Origin of the sequence: Rhizobium sullae (genome assembly GCF_025200715.1) — a bacterium.
GTDB classification, from domain to species: Bacteria; Pseudomonadota; Alphaproteobacteria; order Rhizobiales; family Rhizobiaceae; genus Rhizobium; species Rhizobium sullae.
This window is the reverse complement of the sequence record NZ_CP104143.1, coordinates 871,283-891,499: the sequence shown is the minus strand read 5'-3', so window position 1 is coordinate 891,499 and position 20,217 is coordinate 871,283. Positions and strand designations below refer to the sequence as shown.

Genomic DNA, 20,217 nt, shown 5'->3' with positions numbered 1-20,217 from the left:
ATCTTCCGGCCATTTTTTGATGTGGATTCATGACTGAATTTTCCGACGATTTCGAAGAAGACAGGTTTGCTTCCGCCGGCGTGCGGCTGACGGTCGATCTGACTGCACTGACGGAAAACTGGCAGGACCTGGCACGGCGCTCCAGCAAGGCGCGCGCATCCGCAGTTGTGAAGGCGGACGCCTATGGCATGGGCATCGAGGATGCAGGTGAAGCGCTCTACATGGCGGGTGCCCGGGATTTCTTCGTCGCAACAGTCGATGAAGGCGTGACATTGCGCCTCTACGCGCCTGAAGCCCGCATCTTTGTGCTCGCGGGCATCTGGCCGGGCACGGAACGGCGCTTCTTCGAGAACGATCTTGTGCCGGTCATCTCCTCCGAGGAACAGCTTGCCTTCTGGATGGCCGTGCTTTCGGAATATGGCGACTATCCTTGCGCGCTTCATGTCGACACCGGGTTCAACCGGCTCGGCCTTCACATAGACGAAGCACTTGCATTGGCTGATGACGTCTCTCGCCCGGCCAGCTTCGCCCCGGTTCTGGTCCTAAGCCATCTCGCCTGCGGCGACGATCCGTCATCGCAGATGAACAAGCAGCAGCTTGAATCATTCCGCAAGGTTAGCGCCGCTTATGAAGGTATCGAATCAAGTCTCGCGGCTTCCGGCGGCATCTTTCTCGGCGAGGATTATCATTTCGACCTGACTCGCCCCGGCATTGCCATCTACGGCGGCGAAGCGGTGAGCGGCATGGCGAACCCCATGCGGCCGGTTGCGACGGCGGAGGCCCGCGTGATCCAGGTCCGCACCGTGCGCGCCGGCGAATCGGTCAGTTATGGACGGGCTCTGAAGCTTGACCGCGATAGCCGCCTCGCCATCGTGTCCGCCGGTTATGCGGACGGCTACATGCGCTGCCAGTCGAGCGGCGGCGTGCCGCTTCGCCAGGTTGTGCCGCGGGGCGGCCAAGGCTTCTTCGAGGGCTACATGGTTCCGGTTGCCGGGCGCATCACCATGGACCTCACCATCTTCGACGTGACCGATCTGCCGGAAAACCTCATCCGTTCCGGCGATTACATCGAGCTCTTCGGCAAGAACATCCCCGTCGACGATGCTGCGCGGGCGGCCGGCACGATCGGCTACGAGATGCTCGCGGGCGCTGGGCTGCGCTACGAGCGCAAATACATCAGCGAAGAATGAACTCAACGGCTCGTCAACGCCAGCCGCACGCCGAGGGCGACGAACAGTGCGCCAAGACCGCGGTCGAGCCACAGGCCGATCTTGCTGTTGTGCTTGACGAGATCGGCAAGCCGCCCTCCGGCCAGGATCAGCGGCGGCTCGATGAAGGCCGCAACCACAATGATCAAGGCGCCGTGCACGGATAGCTGCAGCCAGGCCGGTCCTGCTCCCTCGACGACGAACTGCGGCAGGAAGGCGAGAAAGAAGATCGCGACCTTCGGGTTAAGCAGCGAAACGAGCACGCCCTGCCGGTAGATCCGTCCCCAGCCCAGCCTTTCGCCCGCCGCCTTGAGGAAGGCGCCCTCGCCGCTCGACCGCAGGGCCTGGATGCCGAGCCAGACGAGATAGATCGCACCGATCCATTTCACTGCCGAGAAGGCAACGGCGGAGGCGGCAAGTACCGCCGAAAGGCCGAAGGCGGCAAGAAGCACGTGCAGACAGGCACCGGTCCAGATTCCGAAGACGGCCGAAAAGCCGGCGCGCGTGCCGCTCTTGATCGTATGGCCGAGGATAAAAGCCATATCCGGACCCGGCGACAGGTTCAAAAGCACGGCGGCGGTGAAGAAGGCGATCCAGTGGGCGAACGAATAATCGAGCATTGGCAATCCATCAGATGATCCTCCCATGCTGCCACGTGAGCACTTGATGGGAAAATCATTAGTTTTGATCGATCCCGCAAGCCATTATCTACGGCAATCTGATTCGGGCGCACCGGCGCTCATGGACGAAAGCATCATTGATGGCGAAGGCCAGGACACAATTCATCTGCCAGAGCTGCGGCACGATCCATAACCGCTGGGCCGGCAAATGCGAAAGCTGCGGCGAATGGAACACCATCGTCGAGGAAGACCCAATGGGCGGGATTGGCGGCGGACCGGCAAGAACGCCCAAGAAGGGCCGGCCGGTGACGTTGACGGCGCTTTCCGGCGAGATCGAAGAAGCGCCGCGCATCCATACCGGCATTTCGGAGCTCGACCGGGCTCTCGGCGGCGGCTTCGTGCGCGGCTCGGCGGTGCTCGTCGGCGGCGATCCCGGCATCGGAAAGTCGACGCTGCTGATGCAGGCGGCGGCGGCCCTTTCGCGGCGCGGCCACAAGATCATCTATGTCTCGGGCGAAGAGGCCGTGGCGCAGGTGCGCCTGCGCGCCCAGCGCCTGCGCGCTGCCGATACCGACGTGATGCTTGCCGCTGAAACCAATGTCGAGGATATCCTGGCGACACTCGCAGAAGGCAAGCGGCCAGACCTCGTCATCATCGATTCGATCCAAACGCTCTGGAGCGAACTGGCGGAATCCGCGCCCGGAACGGTCACGCAGGTGCGCACCGGCGTGCAGTCGATGATCCGCTTTGCCAAACAGACAGGAGCCGCCATGGTTCTCGTCGGCCACGTCACCAAGGACGGCCAGATCGCAGGTCCACGGGTCGTGGAGCATATGGTCGACGCGGTGCTCTACTTCGAGGGCGACCGCGGCCATCACTACCGCATCGTGCGCACGGTGAAGAACCGCTTCGGCCCGACGGACGAGATCGGAGTCTTCGAAATGTCCGACGGGGGCCTGCGCGAAGTCGGCAACCCGTCCGAACTTTTCCTCGGCGAGCGCAATGAAAAGTCGCCAGGAGCGGCGGTCTTCGCGGGCATGGAAGGCACGCGCCCGATCCTCGTCGAAGTGCAGGCGCTGGTGGCGCCGACATCGCTCGGCACGCCACGCCGCGCGGTGGTCGGATGGGATTCGGCCAGGCTTTCTATGATCCTTGCGGTGCTCGAGGCGCATTGCGGCATCCGGCTCGGCCAGCACGACGTCTATCTGAATGTCGCCGGCGGCTATCGCATCGGCGAACCGGCGGCCGATCTTGCCGTCGCATCCGCCCTGGTTTCCTCGCTTGCCGGTATTGCCCTTCCCGCCGATTGCGTCTATTTCGGCGAAGTCAGCCTGTCGGGAGCCGTCCGTCCGGTTGCGCATACCCCTCAGCGCCTCAAAGAAGCCGAGAAGCTGGGATTTTCTGCAGCGCTGCTTCCGTCAGCCTCCGCCGATTTGCCGAAGGGTTCGGGCGGACGCTGGAGCGAAATCGAGAGCCTGCCGGATCTGGTCGTGCGCATCGCCGGATCCAAAGGTGCGCTACGACGTGTGGAAGACGAGGTTTGATCCTTTCATTGCCATAAACGGTGGTGATATAGGATGCACACGAATGAAGCCCGACCGAACCGCATGACCAAGCGGCGGTCCTGGAGTTGAATTTATATGCCCATCACGATTTTCGACGGTATTGTCATCGGCGTCGTCCTCTTCTCCGCCGTTCTGGCGATGGTCCGCGGTTTTTCGCGCGAGGTATTGTCGATCGCAAGCTGGGGTGGCTCGGCCGCCGCTGCCTACTACCTCTATCCGTATCTCGTGCCTTACGCGAAGCGGTACACCGACGACGACCGCATCGCCATCGTCGGCTCAGCCGCCGTCGTGTTCCTGATTGCGCTAATCGTCATCTCCTTCATCACCATGAAGATTGCCGATTTCATCATCGACAGCCGGATCGGCGCGCTGGACCGCACTTTGGGCTTCCTCTTCGGGGCGGCACGCGGCATACTGCTTCTCGTCGTGGCGGTGGCCTTCTGGAACTGGCTCGTCGATGCCGATCACCGGCCGGCTTGGGTAAACAACGCCAAGTCAAAGCCGTTCCTTGACTCGATGGTCGTAAAGCTGCAATCGGTCTTGCCTGAGGAATTCGCACAGATGGTGAGAGCCAGCGTGCTCGAGAAGGTTCAGCCGCAGGGCCAGGGCGCTGGAGGCAGCAACGCACCGGCCGGCGAACAGGCCCCGGCGGATGATGCAGCCCCGTCTGGCGGCGCGCAGCCGCAGTCGAATTGACGCAGTGTTCAACAGCTTGACCTGCCGCGTGGCAATTGCCATTTGAGCGGGACGCGAAATAAGGGTCCGGCCGGGCATTTGCTCTGCCGGGCCTCCGACGTTTAAAATGCCTGAATCCGGCATCATACCATGGAAAAGCCGATCCATTCTTGTGAGAGCAAAGGCCCGCATCAATGAACCAGTCCCATTCCTTGACGCTCAACGATGAACTCGATGGAGATACGCTCCACGAGGAGTGCGGCGTCTTCGGCGTTCTCGGCCATCCAGACGGCGCCACGCTGACAGCGCTCGGGCTTCACGCTCTCCAGCATCGCGGACAGGAAGCGGCCGGTATCGTCACTTTCGACGGCCGCCAGTTCCACACCGAAAAGCGCATGGGGCTCGTCGGCGACCACTATACCGATCCAGCAACGCTCGCGAAGCTGCCGGGCTTCATCTCCATCGGCCACACGCGCTACTCGACGACGGGCGAAGTTGCGCTCCGCAATGTCCAACCTCTCTTTGCCGAACTGGAGGTCGGCGGCATCGCCGTCGCCCATAACGGCAACTTCACCAACGGCCTGACGCTTCGCCGTCAACTGATTGCCGATGGCGCCATCTGTCAGTCGACCTCGGATACCGAAGTCGTTCTCCACCTGATCGCCCGATCCAAGCAGGCCTCCTCCTCCGACCGTTTCATCGATGCTATCCGCCAGATGGAAGGCGGCTATTCGATGCTGGCCATGACCCGCACGAAGCTGATCGCCGCGCGCGATCCGATCGGCATCCGCCCGCTCGTCATGGGCGAGCTCGACGGCAAGCCGATCTTCTGTTCGGAAACCTGCGCGCTCGACATCATCGGTGCGAAGTACATCCGCGACGTCGAAAACGGCGAAGTCGTCATCTGCGAAATCCAGCCGGACGGCTCGATCAGCATCGATGCCCGCAAGCCCGAGGCGCCGAAACCGGAACGGCTCTGCCTTTTCGAATTTGTCTACTTCGCTCGCCCAGACTCCGTCGTCGGCGGCCGTAGCATCTATGTCGCCCGCAAGAACATGGGCATCAATCTTGCCAAGGAAGCGCCGGTCGATGCCGATGTCGTCGTTCCGGTTCCGGACGGCGGAACGCCGGCAGCGCTCGGATACGCCCAGAAAAGCGGCATTCCCTTCGAATATGGCATCATCCGCAACCACTATGTCGGCCGCACCTTCATCGAGCCGACGCAGCAGATCCGCGCCTTCGGCGTCAAGCTCAAGCATTCGGCCAACCGGGCAATGATCACAGGCAAACGCGTCGTCCTCGTCGACGATTCGATCGTGCGCGGCACCACATCGCTGAAGATCGTCCAGATGATCCGTGACGCAGGCGCCAAGGAAGTCCACATCCGCGTCGCAAGCCCGATGATCTATTTCCCGGACTTCTACGGCATCGATACGCCGGACGCCGACAAGCTGCTTGCCAACCAGTACAACAGCCTGAAAGCGATGTGCGATTACATCGGCGCAGATTCGCTCGAATTCCTGTCGATCGACGGGCTTTATCGCGCAGTCGGCGGGGAAGATCGCGATAACGAGAATCCGCAGTTCACCGACCACTATTTCACTGGCGACTACCCGACGCGCCTGCTCGACAAGGAAAGCACGAGCAACGTGCGCAAGCTCGCCGTGATGGCCAGCAACGGCTAAGGGACTTCATAAATCTGAATGAGCGCCGGCGCCTCCTCTTCCCCTCGTGAGGGTGAGATGCGTTTTCGCGCAAGCGACACGGACGACACGATCATGACCATCGACCTCAAGAACCGCATCGCACTCGTGACCGGCGCATCGCGCGGCATCGGCTATTTCACGGCACTGGAACTGGCAAAGGCCGGAGCGCACGTCATCGCCTGCGCTCGCACGGTCGGCGGCCTCGAGGAACTCGATGATGCCATCAAGGCGGCAGGCGGCAGCGCTACGCTGGTGCCCTTCGATCTTGCCGACATGAACGCCATCGATGCGCTCGGTGCCTCGATTTTCGAGCGCTGGGGCAAGCTCGACGTCCTCGTTGCCAACGCCGGCGTGCTCGGCGTCATCTCGCCGATCGGCCATATCGAGGCGAAAACCTTCGAGAAGGTGATGAACATCAACGTCACCGCCACCTGGCGGCTGATCCGCTCTGTCGATCCGCTGCTGACGCGCTCGGACGCCGGTCGCGCCGTGATCATCTCGTCGGCTGCCGCTCACAAGTGCCGCCCGTTCTGGGGTCCCTACTCCGCGTCGAAAGCCGCCGTCGAAGCGCTCGCCCGCACCTGGGCCGGCGAAAGCCGGTCGACGGCCCTTCGCATCACCAGTGTCGATCCGGGCGCCACGCGCACTGCCATGCGTGCCCAGGCGGTGCCCGGCGAAGATCCTTCGACGCTGCCGCACCCTTCCGAAGTCGCCAAGGCGATCCTGCCGCTCGTCGGCCCGGATGTGACCGAGACAGGCAAGCTCTTCATCGTCCGCGAGAACAGGCTCGTGGACTACCGTCTGCCGGAATAAGGGCTACTGGGTCGCGTTTTCGGCGAACCGCGCCGCAAAGCCCTTTTGCGCGGGGCATAGCGCATTGAGGTCCACCGGCCCCTCAATGCCGTCGACTTTGCCGTTGTCGGCAAACTGCCATATCGACCAGCGGCCGCATCTCTCCTGCTCTGGTTCTTTGAATACGCTACGCAACCAGAGGTAGTGATCCGGGAAGCGGGATTCGTTGCCTTTCAGATATTGATCAAAGAACTCTTGGGTGACGTAAAAGATTGGCTTTTCGGGAAAGGTGCCCTTAAGCTCCGCGACGAACGCGTTTACTTCAGCAGTCATTTCCTCGAGCGTCGGGACCTTGTCGCAGTTGCCGACAAATTCGAGATCGATCGCGATCGGCAGCGTGCCCTGCTCTTTGGGAACTGTCGCCAATACGTTCTGCGCCTGCTCGCGGCCAGGGCGGCAGAAGGTGAAGAAGTGGTACGCCCCGCGCACGATGCCGGCCTCTTTCGCCGCCTGCCAGTTTTCCGCGAAACGTGTATCCTTGTGGTCGCCGCCCTCAGTCGCCTTCATAATCGCAAAACGCACATTCGGCCGCGCGGCGAGCGTCTTCCAATCGATAACGCCCTGATGATGACTGATGTCGATTCCCTGGATGGGATAGTCTTCGAGTGAAGGAGGAACAAACGGCGCCATGGCTCGATCGTATGCCAGATACGATGCCGATGCGACAGCCAGAATGGCAATGCCAATTACGGCGCGGTGCAGGATCTTCCTCACGCGGCTTCCTTCCCGGTATTTCTGTTTTTTCTAGCAGAATTTTATGCGCAACGACGAATGGCGACGTCCCGGCCCTGCAATCGATTCACTGGATCGAATACAGCCGCTTACGCGGCACTTGACCAAACACCGTTCCCGCGCCATAAAACGCGCCATGAAAACGGTTATCTGCATTATCTGCCGGAAGATTATCCGCTAGCGCGCTCGCTGGCCTGGCCGTTTTCGTCTCCCAAATACCCAAAGATGAGAAACGCCCCGGCCCGCGGGTGCCGGTATTTTTCGGATCATTGCATTTTGGGAGAATAGACATGGCCGGTCAGCCGGAACAGAAGAAGCCGAAAATCAAGCTGTACAATACGCTGACGCGCGAGGAGACGGTCTTCAAGCCGATCGATCCGCAGAATGTCCGCATGTATGTCTGCGGCCCGACTGTTTATGACTATGCCCATATCGGCAATGCGCGTCCCGCCATCATCTTCGACGTGCTCTTCCGGCTGCTCAGGCACGTCTATGGCGCCGAGCACGTCACCTATGCGCGCAACATCACCGACGTCGACGACAAGATCAACATGCGGGCGCTGCGCGACCACCCCGGCCTGCCGCTGAACGAGGCGATCCGCCTGGTCACCGAAAAGACCGAGACGCAGTATCTCGAAGATGCCAAGGCGCTCGGCTGCCTCGATCCGACTATCCAGCCGCGGGCAACGGAAAATATTCCGCAGATGGTCGAGATCATCGGGAAGCTGATTGCCAAAGGCCACGCCTATCAGGCGGAGGGCGAAGTGTTGTTCGACACGAAATCCATGGCGGATTACGGCGCGCTGTCGAAGCGCAATCTCGACGAGCAGCAGGCCGGCGCCCGCGTCGCCGTCGATGCGCACAAGAAGAACCCCGGCGACTTTGTTCTCTGGAAGCTTTCAAGCCACAACGAACCCGGCTGGGAAAGCCCCTGGGGCCGCGGCCGTCCGGGCTGGCATATCGAATGCTCGGCAATGAGCGAACGCTATCTCGGCGAGGTCTTCGACATTCACGGCGGCGGGCTGGACCTGATCTTCCCGCACCATGAAAACGAAATCGCCCAGTCGCGTTGCGCCCACGGCACGGAGGTGATGGCGAATGTCTGGATGCACAACGGCTTCCTGCAGGTCGAAGGCCGCAAGATGTCGAAGTCGGAGGGCAATTTCGTTACCATCTACGAGTTGCTGCACACCGAGAGATTCGGCGGCCGCAAATGGCCGGGCGAAGTGCTGCGCCTTGCGATGCTGATGACGCACTACCGCGAGCCGATCGATTTTTCGATCAAGCGGCTGGAAGAGGCGGAACGCCTGCTGGCGAAGTGGCCAGTGGCGGATGCCGGCGACGCAGTTCCGGATGAGAGCGTGTTGAACGCGCTTGCCGATGACCTGAACACGGTCGCCGCCGTCCAGGCGCTCCACGCCCTGGCGCAATCCGGCAATGCCGCCGCTTTCGCGGCGAGTGCTGCCCTTCTCGGTGTGGAGATGAGGGAAACGGAGGTCGACGAAGCGGTCGCCGCCGAAATCGACAGGCGCGTGCGCGCCCGCCTTGAACTCTTGAAGGCAAAGAACTTCGCCGAGGCCGACAAGATCCGCGAGACACTGCTTGCCGAGGGCATCCAGCTCAAGGATGGCAAGGATGCGGCAACCGGCAAGCGGGTGACGACGTGGGAGGTGAAACGGTGAGTTTGCTGACATCCAAGACCCCTCCCCAGCCCCTCCCTACAAGGGGGAGGGGCTACTATGCCGCGACGCTGCGGAATAGCCTCACCGCGAATCTTGCCATATCTACCGACGTTGACGCAGGGGATAACGTCGGCGCCACTAGTTGGCCCTCCCCCTTGTGGGGAGGGTTGGGAGGTGTCTTTTCGCCCACGCCAAACTGGAGGAGGCCGCAATGACCGTCTACACCGGCGGCTGCCAATGCGGGGCGATCCGCTTTCGGCTCGAAGGCGGGCTTACGCATTCGTCGATTTGCCATTGCCGCATGTGCCAGAAGGCATTCGGCGGCTATTATGCGCCGCTGGTTTCCGTACGTGGAGCCGATTTTGAGTGGACGCGCGGCGAGCGGAAGACATTCCGGTCGTCCAATTTCGCCGAGCGCGGCTTCTGCGGCGATTGCGGCACGCCGCTGACCTATGAGGCACCGGACGGGATGGCGATCGCCGCGGGCGCGTTCGACGATCCGTCGGCGCTGCCCCCGACAACCCAATACGGCATCGAAGGAAAGCTGCCGTTCACGGACAAACTGCACGAGCTTCCCGGCACCCGGACTGAGGACGACACCGAGGCGGCCGAATTCATCAACGAGATCGTCTCCTATCAGCATCCGGATCACGACACGGCGGAATGGCCGGAGGAGCGCAAGTGACGGCGGGAGCAAGCCATAGCGGCGGATGCCAATGCGGCGCGGTGCGCTATCGCGCTTCCGGCGAGCCCGGCTATCCGCATGTCTGCCATTGCCGCATGTGCCAGAAGGCGGCCGGCAACTATTTTCTGCCGCTTGGCAGTTTCATGCGCGTCGATTTCGCCATCACGCGCGGCGAACCGAAGTGGTTCCGCTCCTCCGATCTCGTGCGCCGCGGCTTCTGCGGGGATTGCGGCACGCCGCTCTTCTACGACATTCCCGAAGCCGATTCCGTCAATATTACGCTGGGATCGCTGGACGAGCCCGATGCGGTCAAACCGGTGATGCAATCGAATACCGGCCGCAAGATGAGTTGGTTCCACGCGCTGGACACGCTGCCGGTGGAGCCCGACGACGAAAGTTCGGAGCGCGAAGGCGCGATCGCGGCGAGCAACCATCAGCATCCCGATCACGATACGAGCCACTGGCCGTCCGGAGGACAGACATGAGCGAAATCATTCGAACAGGCGGTTGCCAGTGTGGCGCCGTACGTTTCCGCATCAAAGGCAAGCTGGGGCGGCCGTCGATCTGCCATTGCCGCATGTGCCAGAAGCAATTCGGCGGCTTCTTTTCCGCGCTCGTCACCGCGCCGGACGAGGGCGTGGAGTGGACACGCGGCGAGCCGAGTTACTTCCAATCCTCGGTCAATATCGACCGCGGCTTCTGCAGCAGTTGCGGCACGCCGATGACCTACCGGCATCCGGGCGGACTGGAGCTCGCCATTGGCACCTTCGACGACCGCAGCGATCTCGCGCCGCAGATACAGGTGAACTACGACTCGCGCCTGCCCTGGGTCGAAACGATCTTCGAGGCACCGGTTCATCGGGATCCTGATTACTATTCCCGGCAGGAGCAGATCATCTCCTTCCAGCATCCCGACCATGATACCAAGGCCTGGCCCGCGAAAGGCGTGAAGATATGACCGAAGTGCTGCGTACGCTCTATCCTGAAATCGAACCCTATGCATCGGGCCATCTCGATGTCGGCGACGGCCATGTGATCTACTGGGAGCGCAGCGGAACGCCGGGCGCCAAGCCGGCCGTCTTCCTGCACGGCGGTCCGGGCGGCGGCATTTCGCCAGTTCACCGCCGCCTCTTCGATCCGGCGCTCTACGACGTGACGCTGTTCGACCAGCGCGGCTGCGGCAAGTCCACGCCGCATGCCGACTTGAATGCCAACACGACGTGGCATCTGGTCGCCGATATCGAGCGGCTGCGCGACATGGCGGGGGCCGAGAAATGGCAGGTCTTCGGCGGCTCCTGGGGCTCGACGCTGGCGCTCGCCTATGCCGAGAAGCATCCCGAACGGGTCTCCGAACTCGTCGTGCGCGGCATCTATACGCTGACGAAGGCGGAGCTCGACTGGTATTACCAGTTCGGCGTGTCCCAGATGTTCCCGGACAAGTGGGAGCGCTTCATCGCTCCGATCCCGCCGGAAGAGCGCCACGAGATGATGCATGCCTATCACCGCCGCCTGACGAGCGATAACAAGGCGATCGCGCTCGAAGCCGCACATGCCTGGAGCATCTGGGAAGGCGAGACGATCACGCTCCTGCCCGAGCCGTCGACCAGCGGCAAGTTCGAGGAGGCGGAATTCGCCTATGCCTTCGCCCGCATCGAGAACCACTTCTTCGTCAATGCCGGCTGGCTGGAGGAAGGGCAGCTCATCCGCGACACTTACAAACTCATTGATATCCCGGGCGTCATCGTGCACGGCCGCTACGACATGCCCTGCCCCGCACGCTTCGCCTGGGCGCTGCACAAGGCCTGGCCGAAGGCGGAGTTCCACCTGATCGAAGGCGCCGGCCACGCGTTTTCGGAACCCGGCATCCTGGATCAGCTGATCCGGGCGACGGACAAGTTTGCGGGGAAGGTCTGACGCATTGCCGCGAGGCCCCTAGCCTCTACCCGAGAGAGAGGGGACAACCCAAACGAGACCGGCGCAGCCCCCTTTTCCCCTCGGGGAGAAGGCCCGAAGGGCGAATGAGGCGCCACGCACACCAACAGAGACTAAAGGACCCGCTTGCCGGGAGGACGCTATGAAAGAACGCATCTACCTCTTCGACACGACGCTCCGCGACGGGCAGCAGACGCCCGGGATCGACTTTTCGGTCGAGGACAAGATTGCGATTGCGACCATGCTGGACGAGTTCGGCCTCGATTATGTCGAGGGCGGATATCCAGGTGCGAACCCGACGGATACCGCCTTCTTCGCAGAGAAGCGCACCAGCCAAGCAGCGTTCGTCGCCTTCGGCATGACAAAGCGGCCCGGCGTTTCCGCCTCTAACGATCCGGGGCTTGCCGTTCTCTTGCAGGCACAGAGCGATGCGATCTGTTTCGTTGCCAAGAGCTGGGACTACCACGTCAAAGTCGCGCTCGGGTGCACCAATGAGGAAAACCTCGAATGCATCGCTGAGAGCGTGAAGGCAGCCGTTGCCGCCGGCAAGGAAGCGATGGTCGATTGCGAACATTTCTTCGACGGTTACAAGGCCAATCCCGCCTATGCGCTCGCCTGCGCAAAAACGGCCTATGAAGCGGGCGCGCGTTGGGTCGTGCTCTGCGACACCAATGGCGGCGCGCAGCCACCCGAGATCCGCGCCATCGCCGAGGCGGTGATCGCTGCGGGCGTCCCCGGGCACTGTCTCGGCATCCATGCGCATAACGATACCGGCCAGGCGGTGGCCAATTCGCTTGCCGCCATCGAGGCCGGCGTGCGCCAGATCCAGGGAACGCTTAACGGCATCGGCGAGCGTTGCGGCAATGCCAACCTGGTGACACTGATCCCGACGCTGGCCCTGAAGGACAGCTACAGCACGCGCTTCGAAAGCGCCATCGATACGGAACGGCTGGTCAACCTTACGCTGCTTTCGCATGCTTTCGATGAACTTCTCAACCGCTCGCCGGACCACCAGATGCCCTATGTCGGCGCTTCGGCGTTCGCCACGAAGGCGGGCATCCATGCCTCCGCGCTGCTCAAGGATCCGCGCACCTACGAACATGTGCCGCCGGAAAGCGTCGGCAATTTCCGCAAGGTCATGGTCTCCGACCAAGGCGGCAAGGCGAATTTCATCAATGCGCTGAAGCGCCGCGGGATCGAGGTCACCAAGGACGATCCGAAGCTCGACCGGCTGATCTCCATCGTCAAGGAACGCGAGGCCACCGGTTATGCCTATGAGGGCGCAGATGCGAGCTTCGAGCTGCTGGCGCGCCGCACGCTCGGCACGATCCCGGAATTCTTCTCGGTCGAAGGCTTCCGCGTGATGGTCGAGCGCCGCTTCGACTCGCACGGGCGGGTGAAGATCGTTTCCGAAGCCGTGGTGAAGATGGTCATCGACGGCCACACGATCATGTCGGTGGCAGAAGGCGACGGCCCGGTCAACGCGCTCGACCTGGCACTGCGGAAGGATTTCGGCAAATACCAGCACGAAATCGACGATCTGGTCCTCGCCGACTTCAAGGTGCGTATCCTCAACGGCGGCACGGAAGCTGTCACCCGCGTTCTCATCGAATCCACCGATAGCGACGGCGTGCGCTGGTGGACGGTCGGCGTCTCGGAAAACATCATCGACGCCTCGTTCCAGGCGCTCATGGATTCGGTGATCTACAAGCTGATGAAGAACCGGCAGCTGGCGGGCAAGATCGCGGCGGAGTGAGGATCACGGCTCCTCGAAGGAAAGCCCCCAGTCCTGCTCGCCATAGCACTCCTCCCCATGGGGCGCGGTCCGCCAGCGGAAACTGCGAACCTGAAACAGCCGGCGGCTGTGGAAGGCTTCCCCCAGTCCCTCGTGGCGGCCGGCCGGTGGCGGTTCCTGACCCTCGGCCCAAACGAAGGAGACAGGCTGAATGAAGCGGGCGCCAAAACCCCTGGCGCGCCGGTCTATAAGCAGGAAGCCTGCCGAACGGGTGAAGCCGGTCGACCTGCCATTCTTGACTGCCGGGATTCCGAGCGGAAACAACAGCCGCCCACTGATGCCCAGGTTTTCGATCCAGGCGGCCGGCGGGTGATCGAGCGCGAAATTGACGTAGATGACGTCGGCGTCCTCCTTCGGCCATTCGGCCGCATCGCCCTGCACCACTTCAACATTGGGATAACCGGAAAGGTTTTCTCGCGCCTTTTCGGCCAGCGCCTTGTCGTATTCGATCGCGACGATCTTGCCAGAGGAGCCGACGAGTCCGGCAATGATCGCGGTGTAATAACCGGTCCCGACACCCAGATGGGCAACCGTCTCGCCCTCCCGGATTCCAAGCGTATTCAGAGCAGACGCGTGAAGGGAGGGCATGCCGTTGTTGACCCCGCGCCGGGTGTCGAGGCCTATCAACAAGTCCTGATAAAGCACGAGCGGATCGGTGGAAGCCATTTCCCGATAATTACGGAAGTCGTTATAGACCCAGGGCGGCGGGCCGACGAATTTCTCACGCGGTACTTCGGTAAAGGCCGCAAGCAGCCTGTCGTTCTTCGCAACACCTGCCTTCGCCAGTATCTGGCGGGCATAAATCTGCCGGTATGGCGGCTCATCCTCGAAAGCCATGCAAACTCCTCCGCTTCAAATCCGCTGACGATCCATTCACCGAAATGAATTGGTCTATTCACGGCACTTACGCTAATCGAGATCAGAAGAAGAACAAAGATGGAAACACCCGATGTCTGCCGAAGCGAGCCCTGCTGCCGTCAAGAACGAAGATAGCACGCGCGGTTTCGCGTTTGCGCTGGCGGCCTATCTTCTGTGGGGATTCCTGCCGATCTACATGAAGGCGCTGGCGCATATTTCGCCGGCGGAGGTGATCGCGCATCGCGTTCTCTGGTCCGTTCCGATTGCCGGGCTCGTGCTGCTCGCGCTCGGCCGCACGCAGGACATCCGTGACGCGCTGCGCTCGCCGCGCATGCTTGCCATGGCGGCGCTGACGGCGGCGCTCATCACCGTCAACTGGGGCACCTATGTCTGGGCGATCGGCGCCGGGCATTCGCTCGATGCCGCGATGGGCTATTTCATCAATCCGCTGATCAGCATCTTCATGGGCGCGGTGCTGCTCAAGGAGAAACTGCGCCCAGTCCAGATCGTCGCCATCGGGCTGGCGGCAGTTGCTGTTGTCGTTCTCGCCGTCGACGGCGGCGGGCTTCCGTGGGTGGCGCTGACGCTCGCCTTCAGCTGGGCTTTCTATGCCTTCTTTCGCAAGACACTGCCGCTTGGCCCCAACCAGGGCTTCCTGCTCGAAGTGCTGATCCTCAGCGTTCCAGCCATCCTCTACATCGTGTACCTGGAGTTCTTCAGCGGACAGGGCCACTTCGTTCAAACAAGCTTTAGTGACACGGCCCTGCTTTTCGGCTGCGGTATCGTCACCGCCGCGCCGCTGATGATCTACGCCAACGGCGCAAAGCTTCTGAAGCTCTCGACGATCGGCATCATGCAGTACATCGCGCCGACGATGATCTTCCTGATCGCGATCTTCGTCTTCCACGAGCCACTTGATACAGCGCGCATGATCGCCTTCCCGCTCATCTGGGCAGGCCTCGTGCTTTACACTTGGTCGATGCTGAACGCGACGCGCGGGCGCTGAGCGCCTCGCTTCACATCTTCGAAATCACAGCATCCTCGCCCTCACGGTCGGCAGCGAGTTCGGCTGCCTGCGCCATAATGGCGGGAATGATGCCGGAGATGTCGTCGATCACGAGCGGCTGCACGCGGTGGGCCGTGTGCACGAAGCCCTCGTCAGTCATGTGCTTCATCAGTTCCATCATCGGGTCCCAGAAGCCCTTGATGTTGGCGAAGACCATCGGCTTCTCGTGACGGGCAAGCTGCGCCCAGGTCATGATCTCGACTATTTCCTCCAGCGTGCCGATCCCGCCCGGCAGCGCCACGAAGGCGTCGGAGCGCTCGAACATCAGGTGTTTGCGCGCATGCATGTCCGGCGTTACAATGAGCTCGTTGAGCTGGCCGAGGGAATGGCGCGTCGCCTCCATGTCGATCAGGAATTCGGGGATGATGCCGGTCACCTGCCCCCCATTGGAAAGCACGCCGCTCGCAACAGCACCCATGATGCCTTTGGTGCCGCCGCCATAGACGAGCCGCAGGCCGTATTCGGCGATTTCTTTGCCGAGCGCGCGCCCGGCGGCCATGTATGCTGTATCCCGCCCGGGCCTCGACCCGCAGTAGACACAGATGGACTGAATTGAATGAGATTGATCGCTCATATGGGAAAACAACTATTCCATGCCTGCGCAGTCAAGAAAAATGACAGAAAAGCTGCGCGTCGAGCCTGCGTCATTGCTTTGAATGCTTGTGAAAAGCAATGGGAATCGCTAGCAATTTTTAGTACTACGGCACATTTGCCGGCTGGGGAGAGTAAATGATGAGAAATCGTGCCGGCTTGCTGGCTTTCGCAGTGCTTGCAGTTGCAATCCTTCTGATGGTCTTCGTGGTCATGCCCCGGATCGGCGAAGACGCGGCAAAAGTTGGCGATGCCATCAATCAAGCAGGCTCCGAGGTCAAGAACACGGTTGAAGAAGCCGGCAAGACCGCGCGTAACACGGCTGCCGACGCGGCGGCTACGACTGAGAAGCTCGGCCGTCTTTCCGCCGACGCAGGTCAGTCTCTCACGCAACTTAAGGCGCTCTTTGCGGACGGCAAGGGTCCGACGGCCGAAGCATTCGATGCCGCCAAGACAAAGGCGGCAGGCTCGCTGAGGGCGCTCGCTGACTTCGCGATCCCCGAAGGGACCGATCCGGCAACTGCGGCCACCGCCTCAAAAGCCAAGGACGGCGCGGCAAAGGCGCTGGCAATCGTCCAGGCCCTGCCAGAAAACATCGCCGACGCGCTTGCCGCCATCTCCAAGGCTGAAGCCGAACTGTCCGGTGCAAGCCAGCCCGCGGCACCGGCAACTGATGCGAATGCCGGATCGAAGCTTCCCGCTTTCGACGTCCTGCGCGTAGAGCCGGACGGATCCACCGTCATCGCCGGTTCGGCCACGCCGAACAGCAAGCTCGAAGTGATGGATGGCGACAAGGTTGTCACCACGACGAATGTCGGCCCGACCGGCGATTTTGCAGCCGTCCTCGACAACCCGCTGCCGCCCGGCGACCATCAGCTCGTGCTCAAGGCGACCGGCCAGGACGGCAAGAGCCAGACCTCGGAAGAAGTCGCAACCGTCTCCGTTCCGAAGGATGGCAGCGGAGCCGAACTTCTTGCCATGGTTTCCAAGCCGGGCGCGGCGAGCCGCATCATCACGGCGCCGACGGCCGGCACGCCGGCTGCCCAGCCCGCAGCAGGCGGCGACCAGGCTTCCGCTCAGCCCGGCCTGCCGGCCGGCTCGCCTGAGATCGCCAATACCGCACCCGCAGTTCCGTCCGCGCCACAGGCAGGCGCACCTTCGGCGCCCGCCGAGGTGATGGTCAATGCGGTTGAAATCGAAGGCAAGAAGATCTTCGTCGCCGGCACCGCCAAGCCGAACGCCAACGTGATCGCCTATGCGGACGACGCCCTGATCGGCAAGGCAACAGCAGGTGGCGACGGCCATTTCGTCATCGACGGCGTCATGGAGCTTTCGGTCGGCGACCACAAGATTCGCGTGGATGTCGTCGACGGCAGCGGCAAGGTGGTCATTCGCGCTTCCGTCAACTTCACCCGCCCGGCAGGCGACCAGGTCACCGTTGCGGCACAGCCCGGAAAACCGCCCGCAAACGGCGCCGGTGCCGCGATGGTTCCGCTCGATGAAGGCGAACTCGGCAAGCTGAGGGCCGATGCGGGCAAGGCGTTTGGACTGCTGAAGGGCCTTTTTGCCGACGGCAAGCTCCCCGGCGCCGAGCAGCTTGCAGCAGCGCGTTCGGCAACTGAATTCGCGCTCCGCTCGATCGCCGACTTCCGTCCGGCAGCAGAAGCAACGCCTGCCCTCAAACAGACGGCGGGCACGGCCTCCCAGTCGGCATCCAGCGCGCTCGCCATGCTCCAGGCGCTGCCGAAGGATGCAAAGTCCGTAGGCGATGCTCTCGGCAAGCTAGGGACGACGATCGACAGTCTTACGGCCATGCCAACGCCAAAGGCAGCCGGCGCACCGGCTTCAAACGAAGCAGCCGCCGACCCAAGCCAGCCAAAGACGATCGAGCAGGCGCCGCTGACGGCGGACAACACCGCCGTCATCATCCGCCGCGGCGATACGCTGTGGCAGATTTCGCGCCGCGTCTATGGCCTCGGCGTGCGTTACACGACGATCTACATCGCGAATGAAACCCAGATCAACAATCCGGACCGCATTCTGCCCGGCCAGATCTTCGGCCTGCCGAAGGAAGCGCTGCCGAACGCCGAAGAGCTTCATCGCAAGCGCCTTTCCGGCGAGCATCTCTAAGCCGAAGCAAATGATGGAAAGGCCGGGCCGATATCGCGCCCGGCCTCTGTCCGCCCCGGCTTTTCACATGTTGCATTCGCACGCCGCGCACCCTATCTGGCGGAGACGGCGATCCTGTCTGCGGAGGCTCAATCGGGCATCTCCGCCTTTTGCACTTTTGCCGTATCGAAACGCCGCATTCGCGGCCGGGCCCGACCGGGCTGGAGATGGGCATGGCAAACGGCAAGACGGTTTCGGAATCCAACCTGCTGCGGACGCTCTTCAATCTTTGGCCCTACATGTGGCCTTCCGGCCGGACGGACCTGAAGATGCGCGTCGTCTGGGCGACGGTCTACTTGGTCGTCTCCAAGTTCGTGCTCCTGCTTGTTCCCTATTTCTTCAAATGGTCGACCGACGCCCTGAATGGCCGCGTGGATCTCGCCGGTACGCTGCCGCCGCTCCTCGTCGGCGCGACGGTACTGGTGATCGCCTATAACCTCACCCGTCTGATCCAGCTTGGCCTCAATCAGCTGCGCGACGCGCTCTTTGCCAGCGTCGGGCAATATGCGGTGCGCCAACTCGCCTACCGGACGTTCGTGCATATCCACGAACTCTCGCTGCGCTTTCATCTGGAGCGCAAGACCGGCGGGCTGTCGCGCATCATCGAGCGCGGCACCAAGGGCATCGAGACGATCGTTCGCTTCACGATCCTGAACTCGGTTCCGACCGTCATCGAATTCCTGCTGACGGCCGTGATCTTCTGGTGGGGCTACGGCTTCTCCTATCTCGCGGTGACGGCCTTCACCGTCTGGGCCTATATCTGGTTCACGATCCGCGCGTCCGACTGGCGCATCGCCATCCGCCGGGCGATGAACGACAGCGATACCGACGCCAACACCAAGGCGATCGATTCCCTCCTCAACTTCGAGACCGTCAAATATTTCGGCAACGAGGAGATGGAGGCCAGACGCTTCGACAGGTCGATGGAAAGCTACGAGAAGGCGGCGACCGATGTCTGGACCTCGCTCGGCTGGCTGAACTTCGGCCAAGGCGTCATCTTCGGCATCGGAACGACGGTCATGCTCTTGTTTTCAGCCTTTGCCGTCCAGCGCGGCGAGCAGACCATCGGCGACTTCGTTTTCGTTAATTCCATGCTGTTGCAGCTTTCCGTGCCGCTCAACTTCATCGGCTTCGTCTACCGTGAAATCCGCCAGGGCCTTACCGATATCGAACAGATGTTCGACCTGCTCGACGTGACGCCCGAAGTAACCGATGCGCCCAACGCTGCACCGCTCAAGATCGGCCAGGGCGCGATCAGCTTCAAGGACGTGCATTTCGCCTACGATCCGGCGCGGCCGATCCTCAAGGGGATATCCTTCGAGGTTCCGGCCGGCAAGACGGTCGCGGTTGTCGGCCCCTCGGGCGCCGGCAAATCGACGCTTTCGCGCCTGCTCTACCGTTTCTATGACATCCAGAGTGGGGCGGTCACCGTCGACGGCCAGGATATCCGCCATGTCACGCAGAAAAGCCTTCGCTCGGCGATCGGCATGGTGCCGCAGGATACCGTGCTCTTCAACGATACCGTCGCCTACAATATCCGCTACGGCCGCCCGTCGGCCAGCGATGCTGAGGTGAAGGCGGCTGCGGAAATTGCCCAGATCGCGCATTTCATCGAACTGCTGCCGGAAGGCTTCGAAACCAAGGTCGGCGAACGCGGATTGAAACTTTCGGGCGGCGAGAAACAGCGCGTCGCCATCGCCCGAACGATTCTGAAGGCGCCGCCGATCCTGATCCTCGACGAGGCGACTTCGGCGCTCGACACGACGACGGAGCGGGAGATCCAGACGGCCCTCGACGTCGTTTCGAAAAACCGCACGACACTCGTCATCGCTCACCGCCTGTCGACCGTCATCGGCGCCGACGAGATCATCGTGCTAAAGAGCGGCGAGATCACCGAGCGCGGTACGCATGCGGCGCTGCTCGAGAAGGACGGCCTCTACGCCTCGATGTGGAACCGCCAGCGCGAAGCGACGCAGGCGGAGGAACATCTGAAACAGGTACGCGAAAGCGACGACCTGGGCATCGTTGCCCGTCTCGCGCCGGCAAGCTGAGCGTTCGAACCAAACGACCGCTTTGCCGTT

Annotated in this window: 19 protein-coding genes; 14 read left to right on the top strand and 5 right to left on the bottom strand. The window is 62.1% G+C overall.

Annotated elements, in window-relative coordinates; all coding sequences use genetic code 11:
• Window positions 1-29 precede the first annotated feature (29 nt).
• Complete coding sequence (gene alr / locus N2599_RS04445) at window positions 30-1,190, top strand: alanine racemase (protein ID WP_027507390.1); 1,161 nt, start codon at window positions 30-32, stop codon at window positions 1,188-1,190.
• Window positions 1,191-1,192: 2 nt separating this feature from the next.
• Here alr and N2599_RS04440 read toward each other — a convergent pair whose 3' ends face one another.
• Window positions 1,193-1,828, bottom strand: a complete 636-nt coding sequence (locus N2599_RS04440) for a LysE family translocator (protein ID WP_027507391.1) — start codon at window positions 1,826-1,828, stop codon at window positions 1,193-1,195.
• Between the two features lie 140 nt (window positions 1,829-1,968).
• On the opposite strand from N2599_RS04440, the gene radA reads away from it, so the two are divergent.
• From radA to N2599_RS04420, 4 genes are all read left to right on the top strand, one after another.
• Window positions 1,969-3,372, top strand: coding sequence for a DNA repair protein RadA (gene radA, locus N2599_RS04435; protein WP_027507392.1), 1,404 nt, complete (start codon window positions 1,969-1,971; stop codon window positions 3,370-3,372).
• A gap of 96 nt (window positions 3,373-3,468) precedes the next feature.
• A complete protein-coding gene (locus N2599_RS04430; RefSeq protein ID WP_027507393.1) occupies window positions 3,469-4,089 on the top strand; it encodes a CvpA family protein in 621 nt (206 codons plus the stop codon).
• 173 nt (window positions 4,090-4,262) lie between these two features.
• Window positions 4,263-5,753, top strand: coding sequence for an amidophosphoribosyltransferase (gene purF, locus N2599_RS04425; protein WP_027507394.1), 1,491 nt, complete (start codon window positions 4,263-4,265; stop codon window positions 5,751-5,753).
• A gap of 93 nt (window positions 5,754-5,846) precedes the next feature.
• Window positions 5,847-6,587 (top strand): SDR family NAD(P)-dependent oxidoreductase, encoded by a 741-nt coding sequence (locus tag N2599_RS04420; RefSeq protein WP_027507395.1) that lies wholly within the window; start codon window positions 5,847-5,849, stop codon window positions 6,585-6,587.
• Between the two features lie 3 nt (window positions 6,588-6,590).
• On the opposite strand, the gene N2599_RS04415 is transcribed toward N2599_RS04420, so the two are convergent.
• Both N2599_RS04415 and N2599_RS04410 read right to left on the bottom strand, forming a co-directional pair.
• Window positions 6,591-7,340, bottom strand: a complete 750-nt coding sequence (locus N2599_RS04415; protein ID WP_027507396.1) for a glycoside hydrolase family 25 protein — start codon at window positions 7,338-7,340, stop codon at window positions 6,591-6,593.
• An 85-nt stretch (window positions 7,341-7,425) separates the two neighbouring features.
• Window positions 7,426-7,650: a hypothetical protein gene (locus N2599_RS04410; RefSeq protein ID WP_143533921.1), complete on the bottom strand. Its 225-nt coding sequence runs from the start codon at window positions 7,648-7,650 to the stop codon at window positions 7,426-7,428.
• On the opposite strand from N2599_RS04410, the gene cysS reads away from it, so the two are divergent.
• From cysS to cimA, 6 genes are all read left to right on the top strand, one after another.
• Window positions 7,649-9,040 (top strand): cysteine--tRNA ligase, encoded by a 1,392-nt coding sequence (cysS, locus tag N2599_RS04405; RefSeq protein ID WP_027507397.1) that lies wholly within the window; start codon window positions 7,649-7,651, stop codon window positions 9,038-9,040. The genes N2599_RS04410 and cysS overlap by 2 nt on opposite strands.
• A 211-nt stretch (window positions 9,041-9,251) precedes the next feature.
• Window positions 9,252-9,725 (top strand): GFA family protein, encoded by a 474-nt coding sequence (locus N2599_RS04400; RefSeq protein WP_027507398.1) that lies wholly within the window; start codon window positions 9,252-9,254, stop codon window positions 9,723-9,725.
• Complete coding sequence (locus N2599_RS04395; protein WP_375714115.1) at window positions 9,704-10,210, top strand: GFA family protein; 507 nt, start codon at window positions 9,704-9,706, stop codon at window positions 10,208-10,210. The genes N2599_RS04400 and N2599_RS04395 overlap by 22 nt, the downstream gene beginning before the upstream one ends.
• Entirely contained in the window at window positions 10,207-10,683 is a 477-nt protein-coding gene (locus N2599_RS04390; protein ID WP_027507400.1) for a GFA family protein, read from the top strand. The genes N2599_RS04395 and N2599_RS04390 overlap by 4 nt, the downstream gene beginning before the upstream one ends.
• Window positions 10,680-11,639 carry a prolyl aminopeptidase gene (gene pip / locus N2599_RS04385; RefSeq protein WP_027507401.1) on the top strand — a complete coding sequence of 320 codons (960 nt, stop codon included), beginning with the start codon at window positions 10,680-10,682 and terminating at the stop codon, window positions 11,637-11,639. Before N2599_RS04390 ends, pip begins: the two co-directional genes overlap by 4 nt.
• A 160-nt stretch (window positions 11,640-11,799) precedes the next feature.
• Window positions 11,800-13,413 (top strand): citramalate synthase, encoded by a 1,614-nt coding sequence (cimA, locus tag N2599_RS04380; protein WP_027507402.1) that lies wholly within the window; start codon window positions 11,800-11,802, stop codon window positions 13,411-13,413.
• A 3-nt stretch (window positions 13,414-13,416) separates the two neighbouring features.
• On the opposite strand, the gene N2599_RS04375 is transcribed toward cimA, so the two are convergent.
• Complete coding sequence (locus N2599_RS04375) at window positions 13,417-14,289, bottom strand: protein-L-isoaspartate O-methyltransferase family protein (protein WP_027507403.1); 873 nt, start codon at window positions 14,287-14,289, stop codon at window positions 13,417-13,419.
• A gap of 112 nt (window positions 14,290-14,401) precedes the next feature.
• On the opposite strand from N2599_RS04375, the gene rarD reads away from it, so the two are divergent.
• The gene (rarD, locus tag N2599_RS04370; RefSeq protein WP_027507404.1) at window positions 14,402-15,316 is read left to right on the top strand and encodes an EamA family transporter RarD; all 915 of its coding nucleotides are present in this window, start codon (window positions 14,402-14,404) and stop codon (window positions 15,314-15,316) included.
• Between the two features lie 10 nt (window positions 15,317-15,326).
• Here the strand turns inward: rarD and N2599_RS04365 are convergent, their stop codons facing one another.
• Window positions 15,327-15,950 (bottom strand): LOG family protein, encoded by a 624-nt coding sequence (locus N2599_RS04365; RefSeq protein WP_027507405.1) that lies wholly within the window; start codon window positions 15,948-15,950, stop codon window positions 15,327-15,329.
• A gap of 155 nt (window positions 15,951-16,105) precedes the next feature.
• Here N2599_RS04365 and N2599_RS04360 point away from each other — a divergent pair, with 155 nt between their 5' ends.
• Together N2599_RS04360 and N2599_RS04355 are read left to right on the top strand one after the other, a co-directional pair.
• On the top strand, window positions 16,106-18,097 hold the full coding sequence (locus tag N2599_RS04360) for a LysM peptidoglycan-binding domain-containing protein (RefSeq protein ID WP_027507406.1): 1,992 nt from the start codon (window positions 16,106-16,108) through the stop codon (window positions 18,095-18,097).
• A gap of 212 nt (window positions 18,098-18,309) precedes the next feature.
• Window positions 18,310-20,187, top strand: coding sequence for an ABCB family ABC transporter ATP-binding protein/permease (locus tag N2599_RS04355; RefSeq protein ID WP_027507407.1), 1,878 nt, complete (start codon window positions 18,310-18,312; stop codon window positions 20,185-20,187).
• The last annotated feature ends 30 nt before the right edge of the window (window positions 20,188-20,217 follow it).

Coding starts and splice junctions, on each gene's coding strand:
- N2599_RS04440 (WP_027507391.1), bottom strand. CDS start 1,828: ATGCTCGATTATTCGTTCGCCCACTGGATCGCCTTCTTCACCGCCGCC.
- alr (WP_027507390.1), top strand. CDS start 30: ATGACTGAATTTTCCGACGATTTCGAAGAAGACAGGTTTGCTTCCGCC.
- cimA (WP_027507402.1), top strand. CDS start 11,800: ATGAAAGAACGCATCTACCTCTTCGACACGACGCTCCGCGACGGGCAG.
- N2599_RS04390 (WP_027507400.1), top strand. CDS start 10,207: ATGAGCGAAATCATTCGAACAGGCGGTTGCCAGTGTGGCGCCGTACGT.
- N2599_RS04410 (WP_143533921.1), bottom strand. CDS start 7,650: ATGTCTATTCTCCCAAAATGCAATGATCCGAAAAATACCGGCACCCGC.
- radA (WP_027507392.1), top strand. CDS start 1,969: ATGGCGAAGGCCAGGACACAATTCATCTGCCAGAGCTGCGGCACGATC.
- N2599_RS04375 (WP_027507403.1), bottom strand. CDS start 14,289: ATGGCTTTCGAGGATGAGCCGCCATACCGGCAGATTTATGCCCGCCAG.
- N2599_RS04420 (WP_027507395.1), top strand. CDS start 5,847: ATGACCATCGACCTCAAGAACCGCATCGCACTCGTGACCGGCGCATCG.
- N2599_RS04395 (WP_375714115.1), top strand. CDS start 9,704: ATGGCCGGAGGAGCGCAAGTGACGGCGGGAGCAAGCCATAGCGGCGGA.
- N2599_RS04355 (WP_027507407.1), top strand. CDS start 18,310: ATGGCAAACGGCAAGACGGTTTCGGAATCCAACCTGCTGCGGACGCTC.
- purF (WP_027507394.1), top strand. CDS start 4,263: ATGAACCAGTCCCATTCCTTGACGCTCAACGATGAACTCGATGGAGAT.
- cysS (WP_027507397.1), top strand. CDS start 7,649: ATGGCCGGTCAGCCGGAACAGAAGAAGCCGAAAATCAAGCTGTACAAT.
- pip (WP_027507401.1), top strand. CDS start 10,680: ATGACCGAAGTGCTGCGTACGCTCTATCCTGAAATCGAACCCTATGCA.
- N2599_RS04400 (WP_027507398.1), top strand. CDS start 9,252: ATGACCGTCTACACCGGCGGCTGCCAATGCGGGGCGATCCGCTTTCGG.
- N2599_RS04360 (WP_027507406.1), top strand. CDS start 16,106: ATGATGAGAAATCGTGCCGGCTTGCTGGCTTTCGCAGTGCTTGCAGTT.
- N2599_RS04365 (WP_027507405.1), bottom strand. CDS start 15,950: ATGAGCGATCAATCTCATTCAATTCAGTCCATCTGTGTCTACTGCGGG.
- N2599_RS04430 (WP_027507393.1), top strand. CDS start 3,469: ATGCCCATCACGATTTTCGACGGTATTGTCATCGGCGTCGTCCTCTTC.
- rarD (WP_027507404.1), top strand. CDS start 14,402: ATGTCTGCCGAAGCGAGCCCTGCTGCCGTCAAGAACGAAGATAGCACG.